The following is a 17,105-nucleotide window of genomic DNA, read 5'->3' as shown; positions in this document are numbered from 1 at the left end:
GTATTAGCATCCGTTTCCGAATGTTATCCCGATCTTAGGGGCAGGTTACCTACGTGTTACTCACCCGTCCGCCGCTAACCTTCAGGAGTGCAAGCACTCCATCAGATCCGCTCGACTTGCATGTATTAGGCACGCCGCCAGCGTTCGTCCTGAGCCAGGATCAAACTCTCCATAAAAGAAGTTCGTTTGACTTGCTCATTACTTTATATTGCTTTTCCATTAATCCGTTTGGATTAACGGGGCAGTTTCGCTCGTTGTTCAGTTTTCAAGGAACAATCTCTTTCCTCTTGCGTATCGCCAATGTCTCAGCGGCGACTTTTATAATATATCACAGGTGCCTAGAACATTGCAAGTCTTTTTTTAAAAAGTTTTTTCTTCTTTCCCAAAACGCCATCTGGCACGAGGAATAATGTATCACATATATTCATCAACGTCAATCACGATATTCCTCACATAATCCGTACATAATATTCTACCTCATCCACATAGGTTGCTCCGTGATAAACAGAGATTCATACTACAAACCATTGCAAACCCGCTAACAAGGCTACACCAGGCAAGCCCAACGCGACAATTGTTCCCACGGTAATAGGATTAATCGGAATATAAAGCCCCGGCATCATTCCGGAATAGTTAAGGACATACAGCAGTCCCGCAGCCAAAACTAAATGAAGCGCGACCCCCTTCGCCCATCCCCAACTCAGCTTATGCCTCACAATCACTCCAAACAGAAGAATAGACGAACCAATAAATACAGAAAGCCACAACCACTTCACTTAAACCCCTCCCTCCACTCTGGCCATTCAACATGGAGACGTTTCGCACGGCTCATAAGCATACTATACCTTTTCTCAGCCGAGATAATAGCAAATATCGCATAATCAATCTGCTCCTTGCCTATTGAATAGTTGAAATATCGGTTGGCATTCTCCCATTCGCGAAGCGCATCGGCTATCTCTTCCTTCAGCTCGATCATTTCTTCTTGATCACTCTGTTGCATGCTCCAATCCACGTGACCACCACCAATTCCGAATAATCACCCCTGTATCTAATGTTTATATGCTTGTACGCCAAAATAGAACCTTCCCTCTCAGTATCGCTTTCGAATACGGCTACCGTTAAACAGAAAAAGCCGCTCACCCGATGTGGAAAAATCTTTCCACATCGGGCAAACGACTGTCGTTCAACTCAATGTTCTATTATCAGTTCAATTCCCGACGACCCTCCAGCGCCTTGGAAAGCGTCACTTCATCCGCATACTCCAAATCTCCGCCTACAGGAAGACCATGGGCAATGCGGGTAACACGTACACCGAAAGGCTTCACCAACCTAGAAATATACATGGCCGTCGCTTCGCCCTCAATGTTCGGATTGGTGGCGAGAATAAGCTCCTGCACCTTCTCATCACTCAACCGCTGCAGGAGCTCGGCAATACGAATCTCTTCAGGGCCAATCCCCTCCATGGGTGATATAGCGCCTTGCAGCACATGATATGCACCGTCATATTCCTTTGTACGCTCCATAGCAACCAAATCCTTGGCATCCTGCACGACACAGATTACTGAACCATCACGCGATTTGTCCAAGCATATTCTACATGGGTCGGTATCAGTGATGTTGCAGCAGACTGAACAGTAGAATAAATTGCGCTTAACACTGACTAACGCTTTCGCAAAGTCGATAACGTCGTCTTCCTTCATCCTAAGCACATAAAAGGCCAGCCGCGCCGCCGTCTTGGGACCGATGCCAGGCAGTCTGGTAAACGCATCAATCAATTTCGCAATGGGTTCCGGATAATACAAACAGGGTACAGCTCCTTTCAAACTTTAGAGGCAGCCTGATAAGGATCCGCAATTAAAACAAGCCTGGAATGTTCATTCCACCTGTAAATTTGCCCATATCCTTATTCGCCAGCTCTTCCGCTTTCACAAGCGCATCGTTAACTGCCGTCAGAACGAGATCCTGCAGCATTTCAACATCATCTGGATCAACCGCTTCAGGCTTGATCGCAATGTCAAGAAGCTTCTTATGACCACTTACCGTTACTGTGACGACGCCGCCTCCTGCAGTACCTTCAACTGTCTTGTTCTCCAGTTCTTCCTGCGCTTTCATCATTTGCTGCTGCATCTTCTTCACTTGCTTCATCATTTGATTCATATTGTTCATGCTTATTCACCCCATGTAATTAGTTTAAGATTTATCTTCAATGACAACAAGGTCTTGGCCGAACATCTTGACCGCTTCTTCTACCCATTCAGGCTCTCTGGCCACCTTCGGTTGTTCCGTATCCTCTGGAACCAGTTCAAGCGGCTCGCCTGTAGTCTTGACGGATCCGTCAATAGCACTCTGCCAATCCTTCAGCATCACAGTGACTAATTGCAGCGACTTCCCCAGTACGTCACCGGCGATCCGTTCGATAATCTCCCGGTGAGCAGGCTTCTCCGTCGTCTCTCGGTGAATGTCATTCTTAAAAGCCAGCAGCAGATTCCCGTCGACAACAGCCGCAAGCTCTCCATCCTTCAGCCAGGCGTGCAGGGTCACCTTCTCTTCCTTCACACGCTGCAGCACTTCCCCCCAGTTCATGCGGGCATGATTCGTATCCCCACTATTAACAGCAGACAGATACGGCTCCAGCTTCACCTTCGGACGCATCTTGCCAGTACCACCGAACGGTCCACGGACAGCGCTCTTCGGTGCCGCTCCAGCTCCAGCGCTGTCCGACGTCCCAGCCGGGACGCCATTCTTAAGCGCTTGCTCCAGCTTACGCTCCAGAGCTTCTACCTGCTGCATCAGCTTCTGCACCTCCGGGGCCGAACCTGAAGAAGAAGCCACGACGGTGCTTCTCCCATCAGCGGACTCCTCTTGCATCGTGCATAACTTCATTAATGCTACTTCCAGCATCGTCTGAGGCTGCGAGGCATGCTTCAGTTCCACCTGATACTTGTTCAGCGTGTCAATCATCGAGAATAGGCGATCCGAGCTGTACGCATCGGCCATGTCGCGGAACCGCTCATGATCGACGATCCGTTCAGTAACCACTCCCTCGCTAGAGGCCAACTTCAAGACAAGCAGATCGCGGAAATAATAGATCAGATTCTCCAAGCACTTGTCCGCGCTCTTGCCCGCTTGCATCAAACCTTCTACGAGCGGCATCATGACAGCCGCATTCCGGTTGTTGATCGCCTCCGCCAGCTCATAGAATTGGTCGGCGGCCATGCCACCTGTCACATCTACTGCCGACTCAAGCGTAATCCGGCCAGCCGAGAATGCAGACACTTGCTCCAGCAGACTGATCGCGTCCCTCATCCCACCTTCTGATAAGCGCGCTATGTAGAACAAGGCATCTTCCGCTGCCTCTATTCCTTCTTCTTCGCATATCTCTTTCAACCGTTTCGTCTGCTCTTCGAACGATACTTGCCGGAAGTCGAAGCGCTGGCAACGCGAGATAATCGTGGCAGGCAGCTTGTGCGGCTCCGTCGTAGCCAGAATGAAGATGACATGGCCCGGCGGTTCCTCCAGCGTTTTCAGCAGGGCGTTGAACGCTTCCGCCGTAAGCATATGAACCTCATCGATAATGTACACCTTATATCGCACATCAGTCGGCGCATAACGGACTTTGTCACGAATATCCCGAATCTCATCAATACCCCGATTGGAAGCGGCGTCGATCTCAATGACATCCATAATGCTGCCGATTGTAATACCTCTGCAAGCTTCACATTCATTGCACGGCTCCACCGCCGGACCTTGTTCACAGTTGACCGCCTTGGCGAATACCTTCGCTGTAGTCGTCTTCCCTGTCCCGCGCGGGCCATTGAACAGATAAGCATGTGATACTCTCTGCTCACGGATCGCATTCTGCAAGGTTTGAATAATATGCTGTTGTCCTACCATATCCCGGAACGTCTGTGGACGCCAGGCACGGTATAAGGCTATATGTGACAAGGCGCTTCTTCCCCTTTAACGTCCAATTTGGAAAGTCTGCGAAACATTCCTATGCATATAGTATACTACAACACGGTTCCGAGAAACATATGCAGAAGCTCCGGATACAAAAAACCTGCAGTCGCGCGTCGGCGAGCATCGTCACCAATTCTGCGAATACAGGTATGTGTACATTCCTTCTTCATAAAAATCGTTAGTACCGTGCACCTACCTTCGATTGATGCGATCCAAGCGGCACTCATGCTGCACAGCTCGAGTCAGGCACTCCTCCGGCACATGAGCTAACTTGCTTATGGCTGCTTCCTTCCGGACCTGACCAGGTTCACAAGCGCCCATTGCGAAGGACCCAACTGTCAACACTGCTTGCATGCGCCAAACCTCACATCATCATAACCTCAGTGTAGGAATTCAACCTCGCTATAGCGGATTGCGAGTAACAGGGCACCGCTACCTCCCCATCTAGCACGGCATAGACAAGTATAGTACATTCTGAGCCAAAGCGCAACATGCGGTGAAAAGTGGTAAAGGAACGGAGCTTGTCGTCATTTTCTCGCTACCGTCAGATGAACATCGTACAACGGCATATTTTCTTGCACAATGGATTTCGCTTTTGCTTCAAGCCGCTTCATCTGCTTGCGGTTCATGCTTTTCTTCGCCACGACCGTCACATGCACATTGTTGCCGTTAAAACGGATATCCGTGCGACTTATGCCTTGCATGGGCATAAGCACTTGTCTAATTAGCTCCACATCTTTTTGATACGACAGTGAGGAGTACCTATTCACTGTATTGGGATTGCTATTGGAAAAACCCATATAACCATCATGACCGTAAGACTTCATCTCCTGCTTCGATTCGCTGGAGCAGCCCGCAAAATGAATTGCCGCGAAGAGCACAACAGCTATCAGCATCGACTTCCGGAGCCATCGGGATAAATGCTGCAACAAAAAAACCTCCCTTCTAACCATAGGATGGCTGAGGGAGGTTCTTGTATTCTGCCAAATAAAGGCTGAATGCTTGGTGCAAATTAAATGCCGTATTTCTTTTTGAAACGATCCACGCGGCCGCCTGCATCAAGGAACTTCTGTTTGCCAGTGAAGAACGGGTGGCAAGAGGAGCAAACCTCTACACGAATGTTCGACTTGATGGAACCTGTCTCGAATGTGTTGCCACATGCGCAGGTTGCTGTCACAGCATGGTATGTCGGATGAATACCTTGTTTCATCTCGTTCACCTCTTTCTGCCCTGAACCTCATGCGGACTCAGAGTTAAAATCACACATAGGCGGATTATAGCATGAATGACTCCAGCTTTGCAATGGAAAATATAACGATTAGCGCGGTGGGACATGGGTATAAGAGCCGATGACCACTTCCGGCAATTCATCGCGGAATATCTCCAACATTTGCTTCATGCCATAAATATGACCTTGCGGCTTTGGAATCAATCCCAGATAACTCTCAGGATCGATGTTCAAGTTCCTCATCTGAATCAGCTTCAGACCTGTCCGCTTGACGAAGCCGATCATCGCTTCCATCTCTTCCTCCCGATCCGTCACGCCAGGGAAGATCAGGTAATTAATAGAAGTGTATACACCTTTGTCTGTCGCGTATTTCAACGACTTCTCCACATTGGCTAGCGTATAGCCCCTCGGCTTGTAGTAAGCGTTGTAATGCTCGTCGAGTGCACTGATCGTGCTTACTCTCATCAGATCCAGACCAGCGTTGACAATCGCTTTAATAAAATCCGTAATGCCTGCATTCGTGTTGATATTCATATAACCAAGCGATGTCTGGCTTCGCACTTGCTTCATCGCTTCCACAATAATCTTCACCTGTGTGGAAGGCTCCCCTTCACAGCCCTGCCCGAAGCTAATAATGGATTCAGGCTCCTTCAGGTGCTCCAGCATAATCTGAACGACCTCTTCTACAGTCGGCTTGAAATTCATGCGCGTCTGCGGCGCTAGGAATCCGCTGTCGTCAGGCTGTTCCGATATGCAGCCGAAGCAACCTGCATTACAGGAGTAGGAGACAGGGACGGCGCCTTCCCATCGATTAAGAAAAGTGTTGGAAGCAGTTAAGCATTCATAGCCTAGCGCGCAATGCGAGAGATGCTGATATAAGCGGTTGTCCGGATATCGGGCGAGCAGCCGATCTACGCTGATTTTCAGCTCGTCTCTATCGCAGTTAAGCGGGTCCCACTGATCAGGATCGTCGCATTGCTCAGCTGCCACATAGAAGCCATCATCCTTCCACACTACCGCCGTATAACCGAATAGGGGCAGCTTCTGTTCCTTATCCGACTTCACATAACCCGGCAAGTAGAGACGAGTAAAGCCTTGCGGCAGCAATGCACCGACGGCTTGCTCCCCGCCAGCCAGAGCTTCCATCTCTCCGGTATTCTGATTCAGCCCTATCGGTCTAGTATAAGGAAGACTGACCAGCGTAGCGCCGTCCGGAAGTGGAATCAACTCTTCTTCCATCAGCTCTACAATGTCGTTGCCGCTGCGTCCAAGCCCGATCAGGCTGGAATGGTCGAACACGTTGCCGTTCTCATCCGCATATACGAGATTCATGATGTCCTCCTTCCATTCCCACTAAGAGCTTCCCGTTGTACGGCTTGCTGGTCTGCGGCTAGCATGCGAAGCCGTTCCACTTCTTATGGCAGAGCGCTCTTGCTTCCCCTCTGTCGACAGATCCAGCGACATAAGAAATTGCTCGTTGTTGTCTGAATCCTTCATCTTTTTCAGGAAGCTCTCCACAAATTCAGGCGTTTCCTGCAAGTTTTTGCGAATAGCCCATATCTTATCCAGTTCTTCCTTGGTCAGCAGCATTTCCTCGCGGCGCGTGCCCGATCTGCGCATATCCAGCGCAGGGAAAATCCGGCGTTCCGCAAGCTTGCGGTCTAGGTGCAGCTCCATGTTACCCGTTCCTTTAAATTCTTCATAAATAATATCGTCCATTCGCGATCCTGTATCCACGAGAGCCGTAGCCAGAATCGTCAAGCTGCCGCCTTCCTCTACATTTCTCGCCGAGCCGAAGAAGCGCTTCGGCCGATGGAATGCCGCAGGATCGATACCGCCGCTCAGCGTCCTCCCGGACGGCGGTATGACGAGATTGTATGCGCGAGCAAGACGCGTGATGCTGTCCAGCAATATCACGACATCCTTCTTATGTTCCACAAGACGCAACGCGCGTTGCAATACGAGCTCAGCCACTTTGATATGATTTTCCGGAAGCTCGTCGAACGTAGAAGAGACAACTTCCCCTTTCACGGAACGTTGCATATCCGTTACTTCCTCCGGACGCTCGTCAATGAGCAGCACGAACAACTCAATATCGGGATGATTTTCGGAAATACTGTTGGCGATTTCTTTAATCAGCAACGTTTTACCCGCTTTAGGAGGGGCCACTATCAATCCCCGTTGTCCTAATCCAACCGGTGCAAGCAAATCCATCATACGTGTAGAAATTTTGTTCTTTGATGTTTCGAGCACTAATTTCTTTTCGGGATAGAGAGGAGTCAAAGCAGGGAAATGGAGTCGTTCTGAGGCAGTTTCCGGGTTTTCGCCGTTGACAGCATTCACTTGAAGCAGACCGAAGTAACGTTCGTTTTCTTTCGGTGGCCTGCACTTGCCGGAGACGAGGTCACCGCTTCTTAGATCGAATCTGCGTATTTGCGAAGCCGAAATGTAAATATCCTCCGTGCTGGGCAAGTAGTTAATAGGGCGTAAAAATCCGAACCCTTCCTGCAAGACATCCAGCACGCCTTCCATAAACATAAGACCACTTTTTTCCGCTTGCGCCCTTAGGATGGCGAAGATCAGTTCTTTCTTTTTTAATTGTCCGTAATAGGCAATTTGATACTGCTTTGCGAGCTTGTAAAGCTCGGTAAGCTTCATTCCTTCCAGATCTGCAATCTGAAGATCCGACATATTTTCATTCACCACTTTAATAGATTTTTATGAATAGCATATTACTATTAACTCATCATTACCCAATTGTATGGCATCTATTCGCGCGGATACAACGGAGCAAGAGAGACCTCTATTCAGTCTCCCTCCATACGTCCGCGCCAAGCATTCTGAGATTGTCAACGAGAGAATCATATCCGCGATCAATAAACTCTACTCCGGTAATCTCCGTGATGTCATCTTGCACCGCAAGCGCTCCTACAACCAAAGCGGCTCCGGCCCGCAAGTCAGCAGCCTTCACCTTGGCGCCGTTCAGCTTGGTGCCTTCGACAATAGCAGACCGGCCTTCTACACGAATATTCGCACCCATGCGCACAAGCTCGGGTATATGCTTGAATCTTGTCCCGTATACATAATCTGTCAGAATGCTGACTCCTCTAGCCTGTGTTAACAACGTGGTCATCGGAGATTGAAGATCTGTGGCGAACCCCGGGTAGACAAGTGCCTTTACATCCACCGCTTGATACTCTGGACGTCCTATGATTCGTATCGCCTCGTCGAGTTCCTGGACTTCGACCCCCATCTCCTCCATCTTGGCCGTAATTGCTTCCATATGTTTCGGTATGACATTATCAACAAGAACATTGCCGCCAGTTGCAGCAGCAGCAATCATATAAGTACCTGCTTGAATGCGATCGGGAATAATAGAATGGCGGCAACCGCGCAGCTCGTCGACCCCTTCGATGCGGATCGTTTCCGTGCCTGCGCCTTTAATCGTCGCGCCCATTGCAGTAAGGAGGGTGGCTACATCTATAATTTCAGGCTCTTTCGCCGCATTTTCGATAATTGTCGAGCCTTTGGCCCTTGAAGCGGCAAGCATAATATTGATTGTCGCGCCGACGCTTGCTACATCCAAGTATACTTTGGCTCCCTTCAGTTGCTTAGCCGTAATCCTGATCGATCCATGATCGTTCGACACTACTGCGCCCAGCGCCTCGAAGCCTTTAATATGTTGATCGATTGGTCTTGGACCGAAGTTGCAGCCTCCCGGCAGGCCGATGGTCGCTTCGCCGAAACGGCCTAACATCGCGCCCATCAAGTAGTAGGAAGCTCTGAGCATTTTCACTTTGCCATTGGGCATGGGCAAGGATTTCAAGTCGGCGGGATTAATCCTCATCGTATCGCCCGCACGATGAACTTCCGCACCGAGCTCCTGTAGTATTTCGCTATACACCGCTACATCGCTTATAATGGGCAGGTTGTCCAGCACAACCTCGGATTCAGCCAGCAGAGCAGCCGGTATAAGTGCAACCGCACTATTCTTCGCACCGCTGATTCCGACGGTTCCACGGAGAGGACGACCGCCGCGTATCATTAGTTTCTCCATCGCATATTGTCCCTCCCGCAAGTGAACAGAGAAAAAACCGCCAAGACGAGAGCAAGTCCAGTTATGAGCTTAAGCAGACCTGCCGTCTGTCATGACGGTTGCTTCCATGTTTCTATATTACGCTTGGTTGTTGCTTCCGAACAAACGGATTTTCTCGCGGATGACAGCTACCATGGCATCGCGAGCAGGCGTCAAATACTTACGCGGATCAATGACATTGCTATCTGCAGCCAGTTTCTCGCGAATAGTGTTCGTGAAAGCAACTTGATTCTCCGTGTTCACGTTGATCTTGCCGACACCGGCTTGAACGGACAGGCGAATCGCCTCGTCAGGAACGCCGGAACCGCCATGCAGCACAACCGGAACCGGAATCGCATCGGATACTTTCTGGATGATATCATAGTGAATTTTAGGCTCGCCTTTGTACATGCCATGAGCTGTGCCTACGGCGATAGCCAGACAGTCAACGCCTGTCTCCTCGTAGAAGCGGATCGCCTCTTCCGGATTGGCAAGCTTAGCATCAGCCTCGTCCACTTCCAAGTCGTCCTCTACCCCGCCGATCGTTCCCAGCTCGCCTTCAACGGATACGCCCATCGCATGCGCGGCCTTCACAACTTCCTTCGTCAGGGCAATGTTCTCTTCCAGACCATAATGCGATCCATCGAACATAACAGACGAGAAGCCGGCACGAATACACTTCATCGCCACTTCGAAGCTGCTGCCGTGGTCCAGGTGAAGAGCAATCGGAAGCCCGGACTTCTTCGCGGCCGCCTCAGCCATCGCCACTGTGAATTCAATGCCCATATATCTAAGAGCACCTTCGCTTACGCCGTAAATAAATGGGGAATTCTCCGCGATAGCCGCTTCAACAGCTGCTTGTGCGAACTCCAAATTGTTCATATTGAATTGTCCTACCGCAAACTTGTTCGCTTTTGCCCTAGGCAAAAACTCATTCATCGACACCAATGGCATAATCTGTATTCCTCCTATTGATCACTTTCAAACTCAAGCCCGTTCCGACTTGTCATTCTGAGTCATTATATCACATAACTGAACATTGAGAAAACCGCTATCGGGCGCCGCTTGATACTTAAGGGCCACTAAAATACCACCGCCATGCGTGGCGTACTATAAAAAAGCCACCGCCTCACTAATGGCGATGGCTTCCCTCATAAAGCATCAGGAACCTACGGCAACTTGACCAGACGAACCGCCGCTCTTAAGTTGTCTGTTCACTTCCATTCGCAGCTCATCGATATCGAACGGCTTGGTAAAGTGCATGAGCGCCCCCAGATCAGTCGCTTCCTTAATCATATCGAGTTCGCCGTACGCCGTCATCATGATGACCTTGATGGAAGAGTCTATCGCTTTAACATGCTTCAAGATTTCTAATCCATCCATGCCAGGGATCTTCATATCCAGAAGCACTAAATCCGGCGACTCTCTCTTCACGATTTCAAGGGCAAGCTTGCCGTTGGATGCTTGATAAGTGTTGTATCCCTCGCTGCTGAACACTTCCAACAACAATATTCGAATGCCATTCTGGTCATCAACAATAAGAACCTTCTTCTTCTCCAAGCTTCATCTACCCCCCGCGGCTGAGCTTAATGCCTAATCGATTTGGGACAGCTCTCCCGTCTATTTATAACTATATTCGATGGGCTTGGAGATAATCCTTCTAGCACATACAAAAACTTACTAAATTGATAGAAACCTATCCTTTGTCTATCCCATTAACTAACAGGTGACACCTCGACCATCTGATTACTTGCCGGAAGAAGCAATTGCCGCATTCACAAAGCCTTGGAACAACGACTGCGGACGGTTCGGACGAGATGTGAATTCCGGATGGAATTGAACAGCGAGGAACCATGGGTGATCTTGCAGTTCCACCATCTCCACCAGACGGCCGTCGGGCGATGTACCGGATATTCTCATACCTGCAGCCTCAATCGCTTCACGATATTCATTATTGAATTCATAGCGATGGCGATGGCGCTCATAGACAAGCTCATCTTCGTATGCGCGGGCTGCCGTCGTCTCAGGCAAAATCTTGCACGGATACAATCCCAATCGCATTGTGCCGCCCATATCCTCTACATCCTTCTGGTCGGGAAGCAAATCGATGACCGGATAAGGTGAGGAAGCATTAATCTCGGAGCTGTTCGCACCGGTCAGACCGGCTACATTGCGAGCGAACTCGATAACGGCAACCTGCATGCCAAGGCAAATCCCGAAGAATGGAACCTTCTTCTCTCTTGCATAGCGAATCGCGCTGATCTTGCCTTCAATGCCGCGATCACCGAAGCCGCCCGGCACCAAAATGCCGTCCACGCCTTGCAGGTTGTCCGCCACATTCTCATCCGTCAGATCCTCCGCGTTCACCCAACGGATCTTCACTTCCGAGTCAGCGGCAATTCCGGCATGCCCTAGCGATTCCACGATGCTCAGATAAGCATCATGTAGCGCAACGTACTTACCTACAATAGCAATCTCCACAGAGCGATGAAGCGACTTGACCCGAGCCACGAGCGCTTCCCATTCACTCATATCCGGTTGTCCCGCTTCCAACTTCAGATGATTGACAACAATCTCGTCCAGACCTTGCTCGCGCAGCATTAGCGGCACTTCGTACAAGGTAGAAGCGTCCAGGCATTCCACGACGGCGTTGGCATCAATGTCACAGAATAAGCCGATCTTCCGCTTCAGGTCTTCTGCCAGAGGATATTCCGTCCGACAGACGATGACGTTAGGCTGAATGCCGATGCTGCGCAGTTCCTTGACGCTATGCTGCGTCGGCTTCGTCTTCACTTCGCCTGCAGCTTTAATATAAGGTATTAACGTGACGTGGATGTACATGACATTGTCTCGACCGATGTCGCTCTTGATCTGGCGAATCGCCTCCAGGAACGGCAGACTCTCAATGTCTCCCACTGTACCGCCAATTTCCGTAATAACAACGTCGGATGAGGCTTCCTTGCCCGCTCGGAATACTCGTTCCTTAATTTCGTTCGTGATATGAGGAATAACTTGTACCGTTCCGCCCAAGTAGTCGCCTCGACGTTCTTTTGTAATGACGTTGGAGTAAATTTTGCCCGTCGTTACATTGCTGTTCTTGGATAGATTAATATCAATGAAGCGCTCATAGTGACCAAGATCAAGGTCAGTCTCGGCTCCGTCGTCTGTGACGAATACTTCCCCATGCTGATACGGGCTCATCGTTCCGGGGTCAACGTTAATGTAAGGATCGAATTTCTGAATCGTCACTTTCAAGCCTCTGTTCTTCAGCAATCTGCCTAGCGAAGCTGCCGTAATCCCTTTGCCCAGGGAGGAGACGACGCCGCCTGTCACGAATATATATTTGGTCACTGTGATAAAACCCTCCAAGCTCCTGTAATAATAGTTAGGTTTGCCAGCTATCGCCTTTCCAATCCTGCCTGAGGAAGGGGAATGGGAACGGTTGGCAATTACAAACAAAAAAAGTGACACCCGTTGCTACGGGGGCACTTTTCTAAAATGCATATCATTCATGCGTTATTGTTAACTCATTCTTAAAGCCCATGGATTAGTTTACTCTGCCGTAATGGGACATGTCAAGCGAAAGTAAGAGACGAAATATTACCTGTGTTAGTCGTCCTCTTCGACAACGTCTTCATCATCGGAATCTTCGTCCGCATCTCCGTCTTCTTCGCTCTCATCATCTTCAATGTCGTCATCGTCGATATCCACTTCTTCCTCGACTTCGGAGTCATCGCCACTTTCCTCGAAGTCCTCATGGTCTTCGTCATAAGCATCGAAATCGTCCTCATCACCGCTGTAGCTGTCGTCTTCCTCGTCGTTGTACACCTCATCATCCTCGATGTCGTCATCGTCGTTAATGATGCGCGTACGCTTGGCATTGCCTACAGGATCCTCGGAACGCTCTACAGGATACCAGCGCTTCAGGCCCCACATATTGCTGCCTACGCAGGCGAACCGACCATCGATGTTAATCTCCGTATATACTTGAGCGATGAACTGGTTAATCCCGTCCTCGGACAATCCGCGTATCTTCGCGATCTCCATCATTAAATCACGATAATAATAAGGCGTGTTAGCCGCCTTGAGCACCTCAAAGGCCAGATCAACCATCGGCATTTCCTTAATCCGTTCTGGATCCAGCTTTAATGTATAGCTGCTGCCGCTCATATCAACACTTCCTCTCCTAGCGCTTGGCAAATATGTACAACACTTTCTTCATGGTTTACGTTAGTCACACTATAGTAAAACCTATTTCATTCAAAAAAGCAAGCGCGTAAAAATGAGTCCATACAAAAAGCGAAGGGACGCGTCCCTTCGCTTTGACTGTATCCTTCCGACGGCGCAGATCGGCAGCGCTATCGGAGATGCAAGAGCATTGGCAGCTCTTCCTACATCCTATGTGGATAACAGCAATTTGTCACGGCCCCGGGCCTATTTCTACAAAAAAAGGCCAGTTGCTCATGCGGTTGTTCCTGCCCCTTCATACAATAGTGCAGCATCATCGTCCTTCTGGAGGGGAAGCCATTGATGGATATCGCCGCATTACAACGCTGGTTGCAACATGCCATGACCATTGAAGCCAGAACAAGCAAGGGAATCATTCGCTTTCAACATGGCAGCGATTATCGGCGCTTCCTTCTACGTTTAAAGCAGAATGCTTCTTCCAATACCTTGAAGTCAGTCAAGCCGATACCGCTTATTCGTGGAATCTCTTGTCAATTGCCGGCAGGATTGTCGCTGGAAGCATTCCAGGGGCAAGTATGGCTGGAGAAGGACTGCAAGATCAGCGTTCGCCCGTCCCCTTACAAAGCGAAAACGATGGACAACGGCATTCCGTGGGGAGTCCAGCATATTAGGGCGCCTCAAGCATGGGGAACGACAACGGGATACCGAGTCAAGGTAGGCGTCATCGACACAGGCATCGACTTCCAGCATCCCGATCTCCAGCATTCGCTGCTTCGGGGGATCAACCTGATCCACAGAGGCAGGCCTCCCCGCGATGACAACGGGCACGGCACCCACATTGCCGGCACGATTGCTGCCGCCAACGGCATGCACGGCATGATCGGGGTCGCTCCGAGAGCGCTTATTGCGCCCGTGAAAGCATTCGATCACAACGGAAGCGCATTCGTCTCTGATATTATTCTGGGTATCGAATGGTGCGTACGCAACAAAATGGATATTATCAATATGAGCTTCGGCATGCGAAATCGCAGCAAAGCTCTGCTGAGCGCTGTAATAAACGCCTACAATGCGGGAGTCATTATTGTCGCATCAGCAGGCAACGACGGCAAGCGGAGAACGGTCGATTATCCCGCCCGTTATCCGCAGACGATCTCGGTAGGAGCGACCAACAGGCTAAGAAGAATAGCGCCGTTCAGCAACAGAGGCGCGTATATTGATATTTATGCGCCCGGCGACAAAATTATGTCGGCTTGGCTCAAGGGCCATTATAATGAGATGAGCGGAACATCCATGGCCACTTCGCATGTGAGCGGAGCCATCGCCCTTCTTCTCTCTCTCAATCCCGGCTTGCCGCCCGCGGAGATAAAAGCGGTGCTAAAGCGTTCCATGCAGCCGCTAAGAAGCAACAAAGCCCGCCGAACGATCGGCGAGCTGGACGTATGGCGTATGCTGCAGGCTGCCGAGAAGCGCTAAGCGCTCGGCAGCCCGTAGCTCCGTATGGTATGGACAAGCGTTACATCCGTTCCGGCGCAGATACGCCCACCAGACGAAGCACGTTGGCGATGGCCACCCGGATTGCACCGAGCAGTGCGAGCCGCGCCGCCGTCTGAGCCTTGTCTTCGGTAATGACGCGCTCCGCACGATAATAGCTATGGAACTGGGAGGCCAGTTCGTACACGTAGCGGATCAAGCGGTGCGGCGAATAGGTGCTTGCCGCTTCAGCTACCTCTTGCGGCAGCTCCCCAATCTTGCGCAGCAGGTCATACTCCGATTCCGCAATCAGCTTGCCGTAATCGATGGCGTAGTCGTCGCCCAGCACGATGCCTTGCTCTTCCGCTTGGCGGAATATGCTGCAGATGCGGGCATGGGCGTATTGCACATAATAAACGGGGTTCTCGTTCGAGGTCGAGATGGCCAGATCCATGTCGAAGTCCAGATGGGAATCCATGCTCCGCATCGTGAAGAAATAGCGGATTGCATCGACGCCCACTTCGTCCATCAGATCCTCCATCGTCACCGCTTTGCCCGTGCGCTTGGACATCTTCACCTTCTCGCCGTCCTGGAACAGACTGACCATCTGGGCGATCAGCACCGTCAGCTTGGCGGGATCGTTGCCAAGAGCCGCCATCGCCGCCTTCACACGCGGAATATAGCCATGATGATCCGCTCCCCAGATGTTGATCATTTCGTCATATCCACGGCTGTATTTGTCGAGATGGTAGGCAATATCCGGCGTCAAGTATGTGTAGGAACCGTCATTTTTCACCAGGACGCGATTCTTGTCATCGCCTAGCGGCTCAGTCGCCAGCCATGTCGCCCCATCTTCCTCGTATACATGTCCGGAGCGCTTCAGCGCATCCAGCGCCTTCTCCACGCTGCCGCTCTCGTAGAGAGACGTCTCGCTGTACCACACATCGAAGCCGACGCGGAAGCGCCCCAGATCACGCTTAATCTTGTCCAGCTCGCGCTCCAGCCCGAAGCTGCGGAAGAACTTGAACCGCTCCTCCTGAGGCAACGCCAGCAGACGGTCGCCCTCCTGTTCCGCGAGCAGCTTGGCGAAGCCGACAATATCCTCGCCGTAATAGCCGTCCTCCGGCAGCTCCGCTTCTTGACCCATCTGCTGCTTGTAGCGCGCCTCAATGGATAACGCCAGATTCTCGATCTGCTTCCCGGCATCGTTAATATAGTATTCTCTCGTCACTTCATAGCCGGCGAAGTCCAGCACATTGCACAGCGCATCACCGACGGCAGCTCCGCGGGCATGACCCAGATGCAGACTGCCCGTCGGATTGGCGCTGACGAATTCCACCTGAATCCGCTTGCCGTCTCCGCTGTCCGTACGACCGTAGCTCTCGCCCGCCTTCAGCGCTTCGCCAATGACAGGATACAGATAACTCTTGTCCAGGCGGAAATTGATAAACCCGGGACCAGCAATCTCCGCAGACTGAACGGACGCCCCCTCCTCATCCAGATGCTGGATGATCGCCTCGGCTATCTGACGCGGATTGCGTCTGGCCAGCTTCGTCAGCTGCATCGCGGCATTGGTCGCGAGATCGCCGTGCGACTTATCCTTCGGCACCTCCAGCACGAATACGGGAAGCTCTTCCCTCGCAGCTAATCCAGCCGCGACAACCGCATCTGCAATAGCCTCCTTCAGCTTGGCATACATGCCTTCCAGTACATTTCCGTTATTGCTGCTCATGATCCTTGCTCCTCCTCTATATAGAGACGATTGTGGAACCGTCCCAGCTTGATGTCGCCTGACATTAGGTCATACTTCCATTCCAGCATGAATGGCGGGACTGGCAATCCTGCTTCGTCACCTTGCTGATGGATACATAGCTCCGTTGTCTCCGCCTCCAATTCCAAGGAAGCGTGCGGAGAACGATAATGACCGCTGCACCGCTCTCCCTTCACGAAGAGCTGTTCTGAACGCACCGTTCCCCGTCGGGTTAAGGACAGCTCCCCCTCGCGATAGCGAATAAGCGCGCGCACCTCGTCATTCTCATCCGACTCCATGTATCGGATATAGACGGATCGTTCCTTGAGGAACCATTCTCCCCGGTAAGTAAACGTATGGGAAGTGTTGTCCTGTTCGCTAATTAGTGTTATTCGGATTTTTCCTTTTCTCTTCGTCATCATTCTCCCGCATTC

At 50.8% G+C, this 17,105-nt stretch carries 17 protein-coding genes, 1 rRNA gene and 1 other RNA gene; 1 reads left to right on the top strand and 18 read right to left on the bottom strand.

All coding sequences use genetic code 11. The annotated features are described in order from the left end of the window. The 16 genes from ACFQ2I_RS14980 to rpoE all read right to left on the bottom strand — a co-directional run. Positions 1 to 176 (bottom strand): 16S ribosomal RNA (locus ACFQ2I_RS14980); the annotation flags it as partial. A 336-nt stretch (positions 177 to 512) separates the two neighbouring features. Next, positions 513 to 776: a pro-sigmaK processing inhibitor BofA family protein gene (locus ACFQ2I_RS14975; protein WP_377565331.1), complete on the bottom strand. Its 264-nt coding sequence runs from the start codon at positions 774 to 776 to the stop codon at positions 513 to 515. Then, positions 773 to 1,012 carry a DUF2508 family protein gene (locus tag ACFQ2I_RS14970; protein ID WP_377565329.1) on the bottom strand — a complete coding sequence of 80 codons (240 nt, stop codon included), beginning with the start codon at positions 1,010 to 1,012 and terminating at the stop codon, positions 773 to 775. Before ACFQ2I_RS14970 ends, ACFQ2I_RS14975 begins: the two co-directional genes overlap by 4 nt. A 190-nt stretch (positions 1,013 to 1,202) precedes the next feature. Then, on the bottom strand, positions 1,203 to 1,802 hold the full coding sequence (gene recR / locus ACFQ2I_RS14965; protein WP_377565327.1) for a recombination mediator RecR: 600 nt from the start codon (positions 1,800 to 1,802) through the stop codon (positions 1,203 to 1,205). Positions 1,803 to 1,854: 52 nt separating this feature from the next. After that, positions 1,855 to 2,166, bottom strand: a complete 312-nt coding sequence (locus tag ACFQ2I_RS14960; RefSeq protein WP_377565325.1) for a YbaB/EbfC family nucleoid-associated protein — start codon at positions 2,164 to 2,166, stop codon at positions 1,855 to 1,857. Between the two features lie 24 nt (positions 2,167 to 2,190). Continuing rightward, positions 2,191 to 3,945: a DNA polymerase III subunit gamma/tau gene (dnaX, locus tag ACFQ2I_RS14955; protein WP_377565323.1), complete on the bottom strand. Its 1,755-nt coding sequence runs from the start codon at positions 3,943 to 3,945 to the stop codon at positions 2,191 to 2,193. Positions 3,946 to 4,144: 199 nt separating this feature from the next. Continuing rightward, positions 4,145 to 4,413, bottom strand: an RNA gene (gene ffs, locus ACFQ2I_RS14950) — signal recognition particle sRNA large type. Positions 4,414 to 4,487: 74 nt separating this feature from the next. Further along, positions 4,488 to 4,889, bottom strand: coding sequence for a hypothetical protein (locus ACFQ2I_RS14945; protein ID WP_377565321.1), 402 nt, complete (start codon positions 4,887 to 4,889; stop codon positions 4,488 to 4,490). A gap of 83 nt (positions 4,890 to 4,972) precedes the next feature. Beyond that, complete coding sequence (gene rpmE / locus ACFQ2I_RS14940) at positions 4,973 to 5,170, bottom strand: 50S ribosomal protein L31 (RefSeq protein ID WP_377565319.1); 198 nt, start codon at positions 5,168 to 5,170, stop codon at positions 4,973 to 4,975. A 108-nt stretch (positions 5,171 to 5,278) separates the two neighbouring features. Then, on the bottom strand, positions 5,279 to 6,520 hold the full coding sequence (locus tag ACFQ2I_RS14935; protein WP_377565317.1) for a radical SAM protein: 1,242 nt from the start codon (positions 6,518 to 6,520) through the stop codon (positions 5,279 to 5,281). A 21-nt stretch (positions 6,521 to 6,541) separates the two neighbouring features. Then, a complete protein-coding gene (gene rho / locus ACFQ2I_RS14930; RefSeq protein ID WP_377565316.1) occupies positions 6,542 to 7,879 on the bottom strand; it encodes a transcription termination factor Rho in 1,338 nt (445 codons plus the stop codon). Positions 7,880 to 7,991: 112 nt separating this feature from the next. Further along, positions 7,992 to 9,245 (bottom strand): UDP-N-acetylglucosamine 1-carboxyvinyltransferase, encoded by a 1,254-nt coding sequence (locus ACFQ2I_RS14925; protein ID WP_377565314.1) that lies wholly within the window; start codon positions 9,243 to 9,245, stop codon positions 7,992 to 7,994. A 117-nt stretch (positions 9,246 to 9,362) separates the two neighbouring features. Beyond that, positions 9,363 to 10,217, bottom strand: a complete 855-nt coding sequence (gene fba, locus ACFQ2I_RS14920; protein WP_377565312.1) for a class II fructose-1,6-bisphosphate aldolase — start codon at positions 10,215 to 10,217, stop codon at positions 9,363 to 9,365. Between the two features lie 207 nt (positions 10,218 to 10,424). After that, a complete protein-coding gene (locus tag ACFQ2I_RS14915) occupies positions 10,425 to 10,823 on the bottom strand; it encodes a response regulator (protein ID WP_377565310.1) in 399 nt (132 codons plus the stop codon). A 186-nt stretch (positions 10,824 to 11,009) separates the two neighbouring features. Beyond that, positions 11,010 to 12,614 (bottom strand): CTP synthase, encoded by a 1,605-nt coding sequence (locus ACFQ2I_RS14910; protein ID WP_377565308.1) that lies wholly within the window; start codon positions 12,612 to 12,614, stop codon positions 11,010 to 11,012. A 258-nt stretch (positions 12,615 to 12,872) separates the two neighbouring features. Then, on the bottom strand, positions 12,873 to 13,433 hold the full coding sequence (rpoE, locus tag ACFQ2I_RS14905) for a DNA-directed RNA polymerase subunit delta (protein ID WP_377565306.1): 561 nt from the start codon (positions 13,431 to 13,433) through the stop codon (positions 12,873 to 12,875). A 360-nt stretch (positions 13,434 to 13,793) separates the two neighbouring features. On the opposite strand from rpoE, the gene ACFQ2I_RS14900 reads away from it, so the two are divergent. Further along, entirely contained in the window at positions 13,794 to 14,924 is a 1,131-nt protein-coding gene (locus ACFQ2I_RS14900; RefSeq protein WP_377565348.1) for a S8 family peptidase, read from the top strand. A gap of 40 nt (positions 14,925 to 14,964) precedes the next feature. Here the strand turns inward: ACFQ2I_RS14900 and argS are convergent, their stop codons facing one another. Together argS and ACFQ2I_RS14890 are read right to left on the bottom strand one after the other, a co-directional pair. Further along, positions 14,965 to 16,653 carry an arginine--tRNA ligase gene (argS, locus tag ACFQ2I_RS14895; protein ID WP_377565305.1) on the bottom strand — a complete coding sequence of 563 codons (1,689 nt, stop codon included), beginning with the start codon at positions 16,651 to 16,653 and terminating at the stop codon, positions 14,965 to 14,967. Continuing rightward, on the bottom strand, positions 16,650 to 17,090 hold the full coding sequence (locus tag ACFQ2I_RS14890; RefSeq protein WP_377565303.1) for a DUF1934 domain-containing protein: 441 nt from the start codon (positions 17,088 to 17,090) through the stop codon (positions 16,650 to 16,652). The genes argS and ACFQ2I_RS14890 overlap by 4 nt, the downstream gene beginning before the upstream one ends. Between the last annotated feature and the right edge of the window lie 15 nt (positions 17,091 to 17,105).

Source organism: Paenibacillus chungangensis, from assembly GCF_042675905.1.
Taxonomy (GTDB): domain Bacteria; phylum Bacillota; class Bacilli; order Paenibacillales; family Paenibacillaceae; genus Pristimantibacillus; species Pristimantibacillus chungangensis.
The sequence above is the reverse complement of the archived record's forward strand: the minus strand, read 5'-3'. Positions and strand labels throughout refer to the sequence as shown.

Bases quoted from the DNA above. Each gene is read 5' to 3' on its own strand.
- ACFQ2I_RS14960 (WP_377565325.1), bottom strand. From the start codon at position 2,166: ATGAACAATATGAATCAAATGATGAAGCAAGTGAAGAAGATGCAGCAG.
- rpmE (WP_377565319.1), bottom strand. From the start codon at position 5,170: ATGAAACAAGGTATTCATCCGACATACCATGCTGTGACAGCAACCTGC.
- ACFQ2I_RS14935 (WP_377565317.1), bottom strand. From the start codon at position 6,520: ATGAATCTCGTATATGCGGATGAGAACGGCAACGTGTTCGACCATTCC.
- rho (WP_377565316.1), bottom strand. From the start codon at position 7,879: ATGTCGGATCTTCAGATTGCAGATCTGGAAGGAATGAAGCTTACCGAG.
- ACFQ2I_RS14925 (WP_377565314.1), bottom strand. From the start codon at position 9,245: ATGGAGAAACTAATGATACGCGGCGGTCGTCCTCTCCGTGGAACCGTC.
- fba (WP_377565312.1), bottom strand. From the start codon at position 10,217: ATGCCATTGGTGTCGATGAATGAGTTTTTGCCTAGGGCAAAAGCGAAC.
- rpoE (WP_377565306.1), bottom strand. From the start codon at position 13,433: ATGAGCGGCAGCAGCTATACATTAAAGCTGGATCCAGAACGGATTAAG.
- ACFQ2I_RS14900 (WP_377565348.1), top strand. From the start codon at position 13,794: ATGGATATCGCCGCATTACAACGCTGGTTGCAACATGCCATGACCATT.
- argS (WP_377565305.1), bottom strand. From the start codon at position 16,653: ATGAGCAGCAATAACGGAAATGTACTGGAAGGCATGTATGCCAAGCTG.
- ACFQ2I_RS14890 (WP_377565303.1), bottom strand. From the start codon at position 17,090: ATGACGAAGAGAAAAGGAAAAATCCGAATAACACTAATTAGCGAACAG.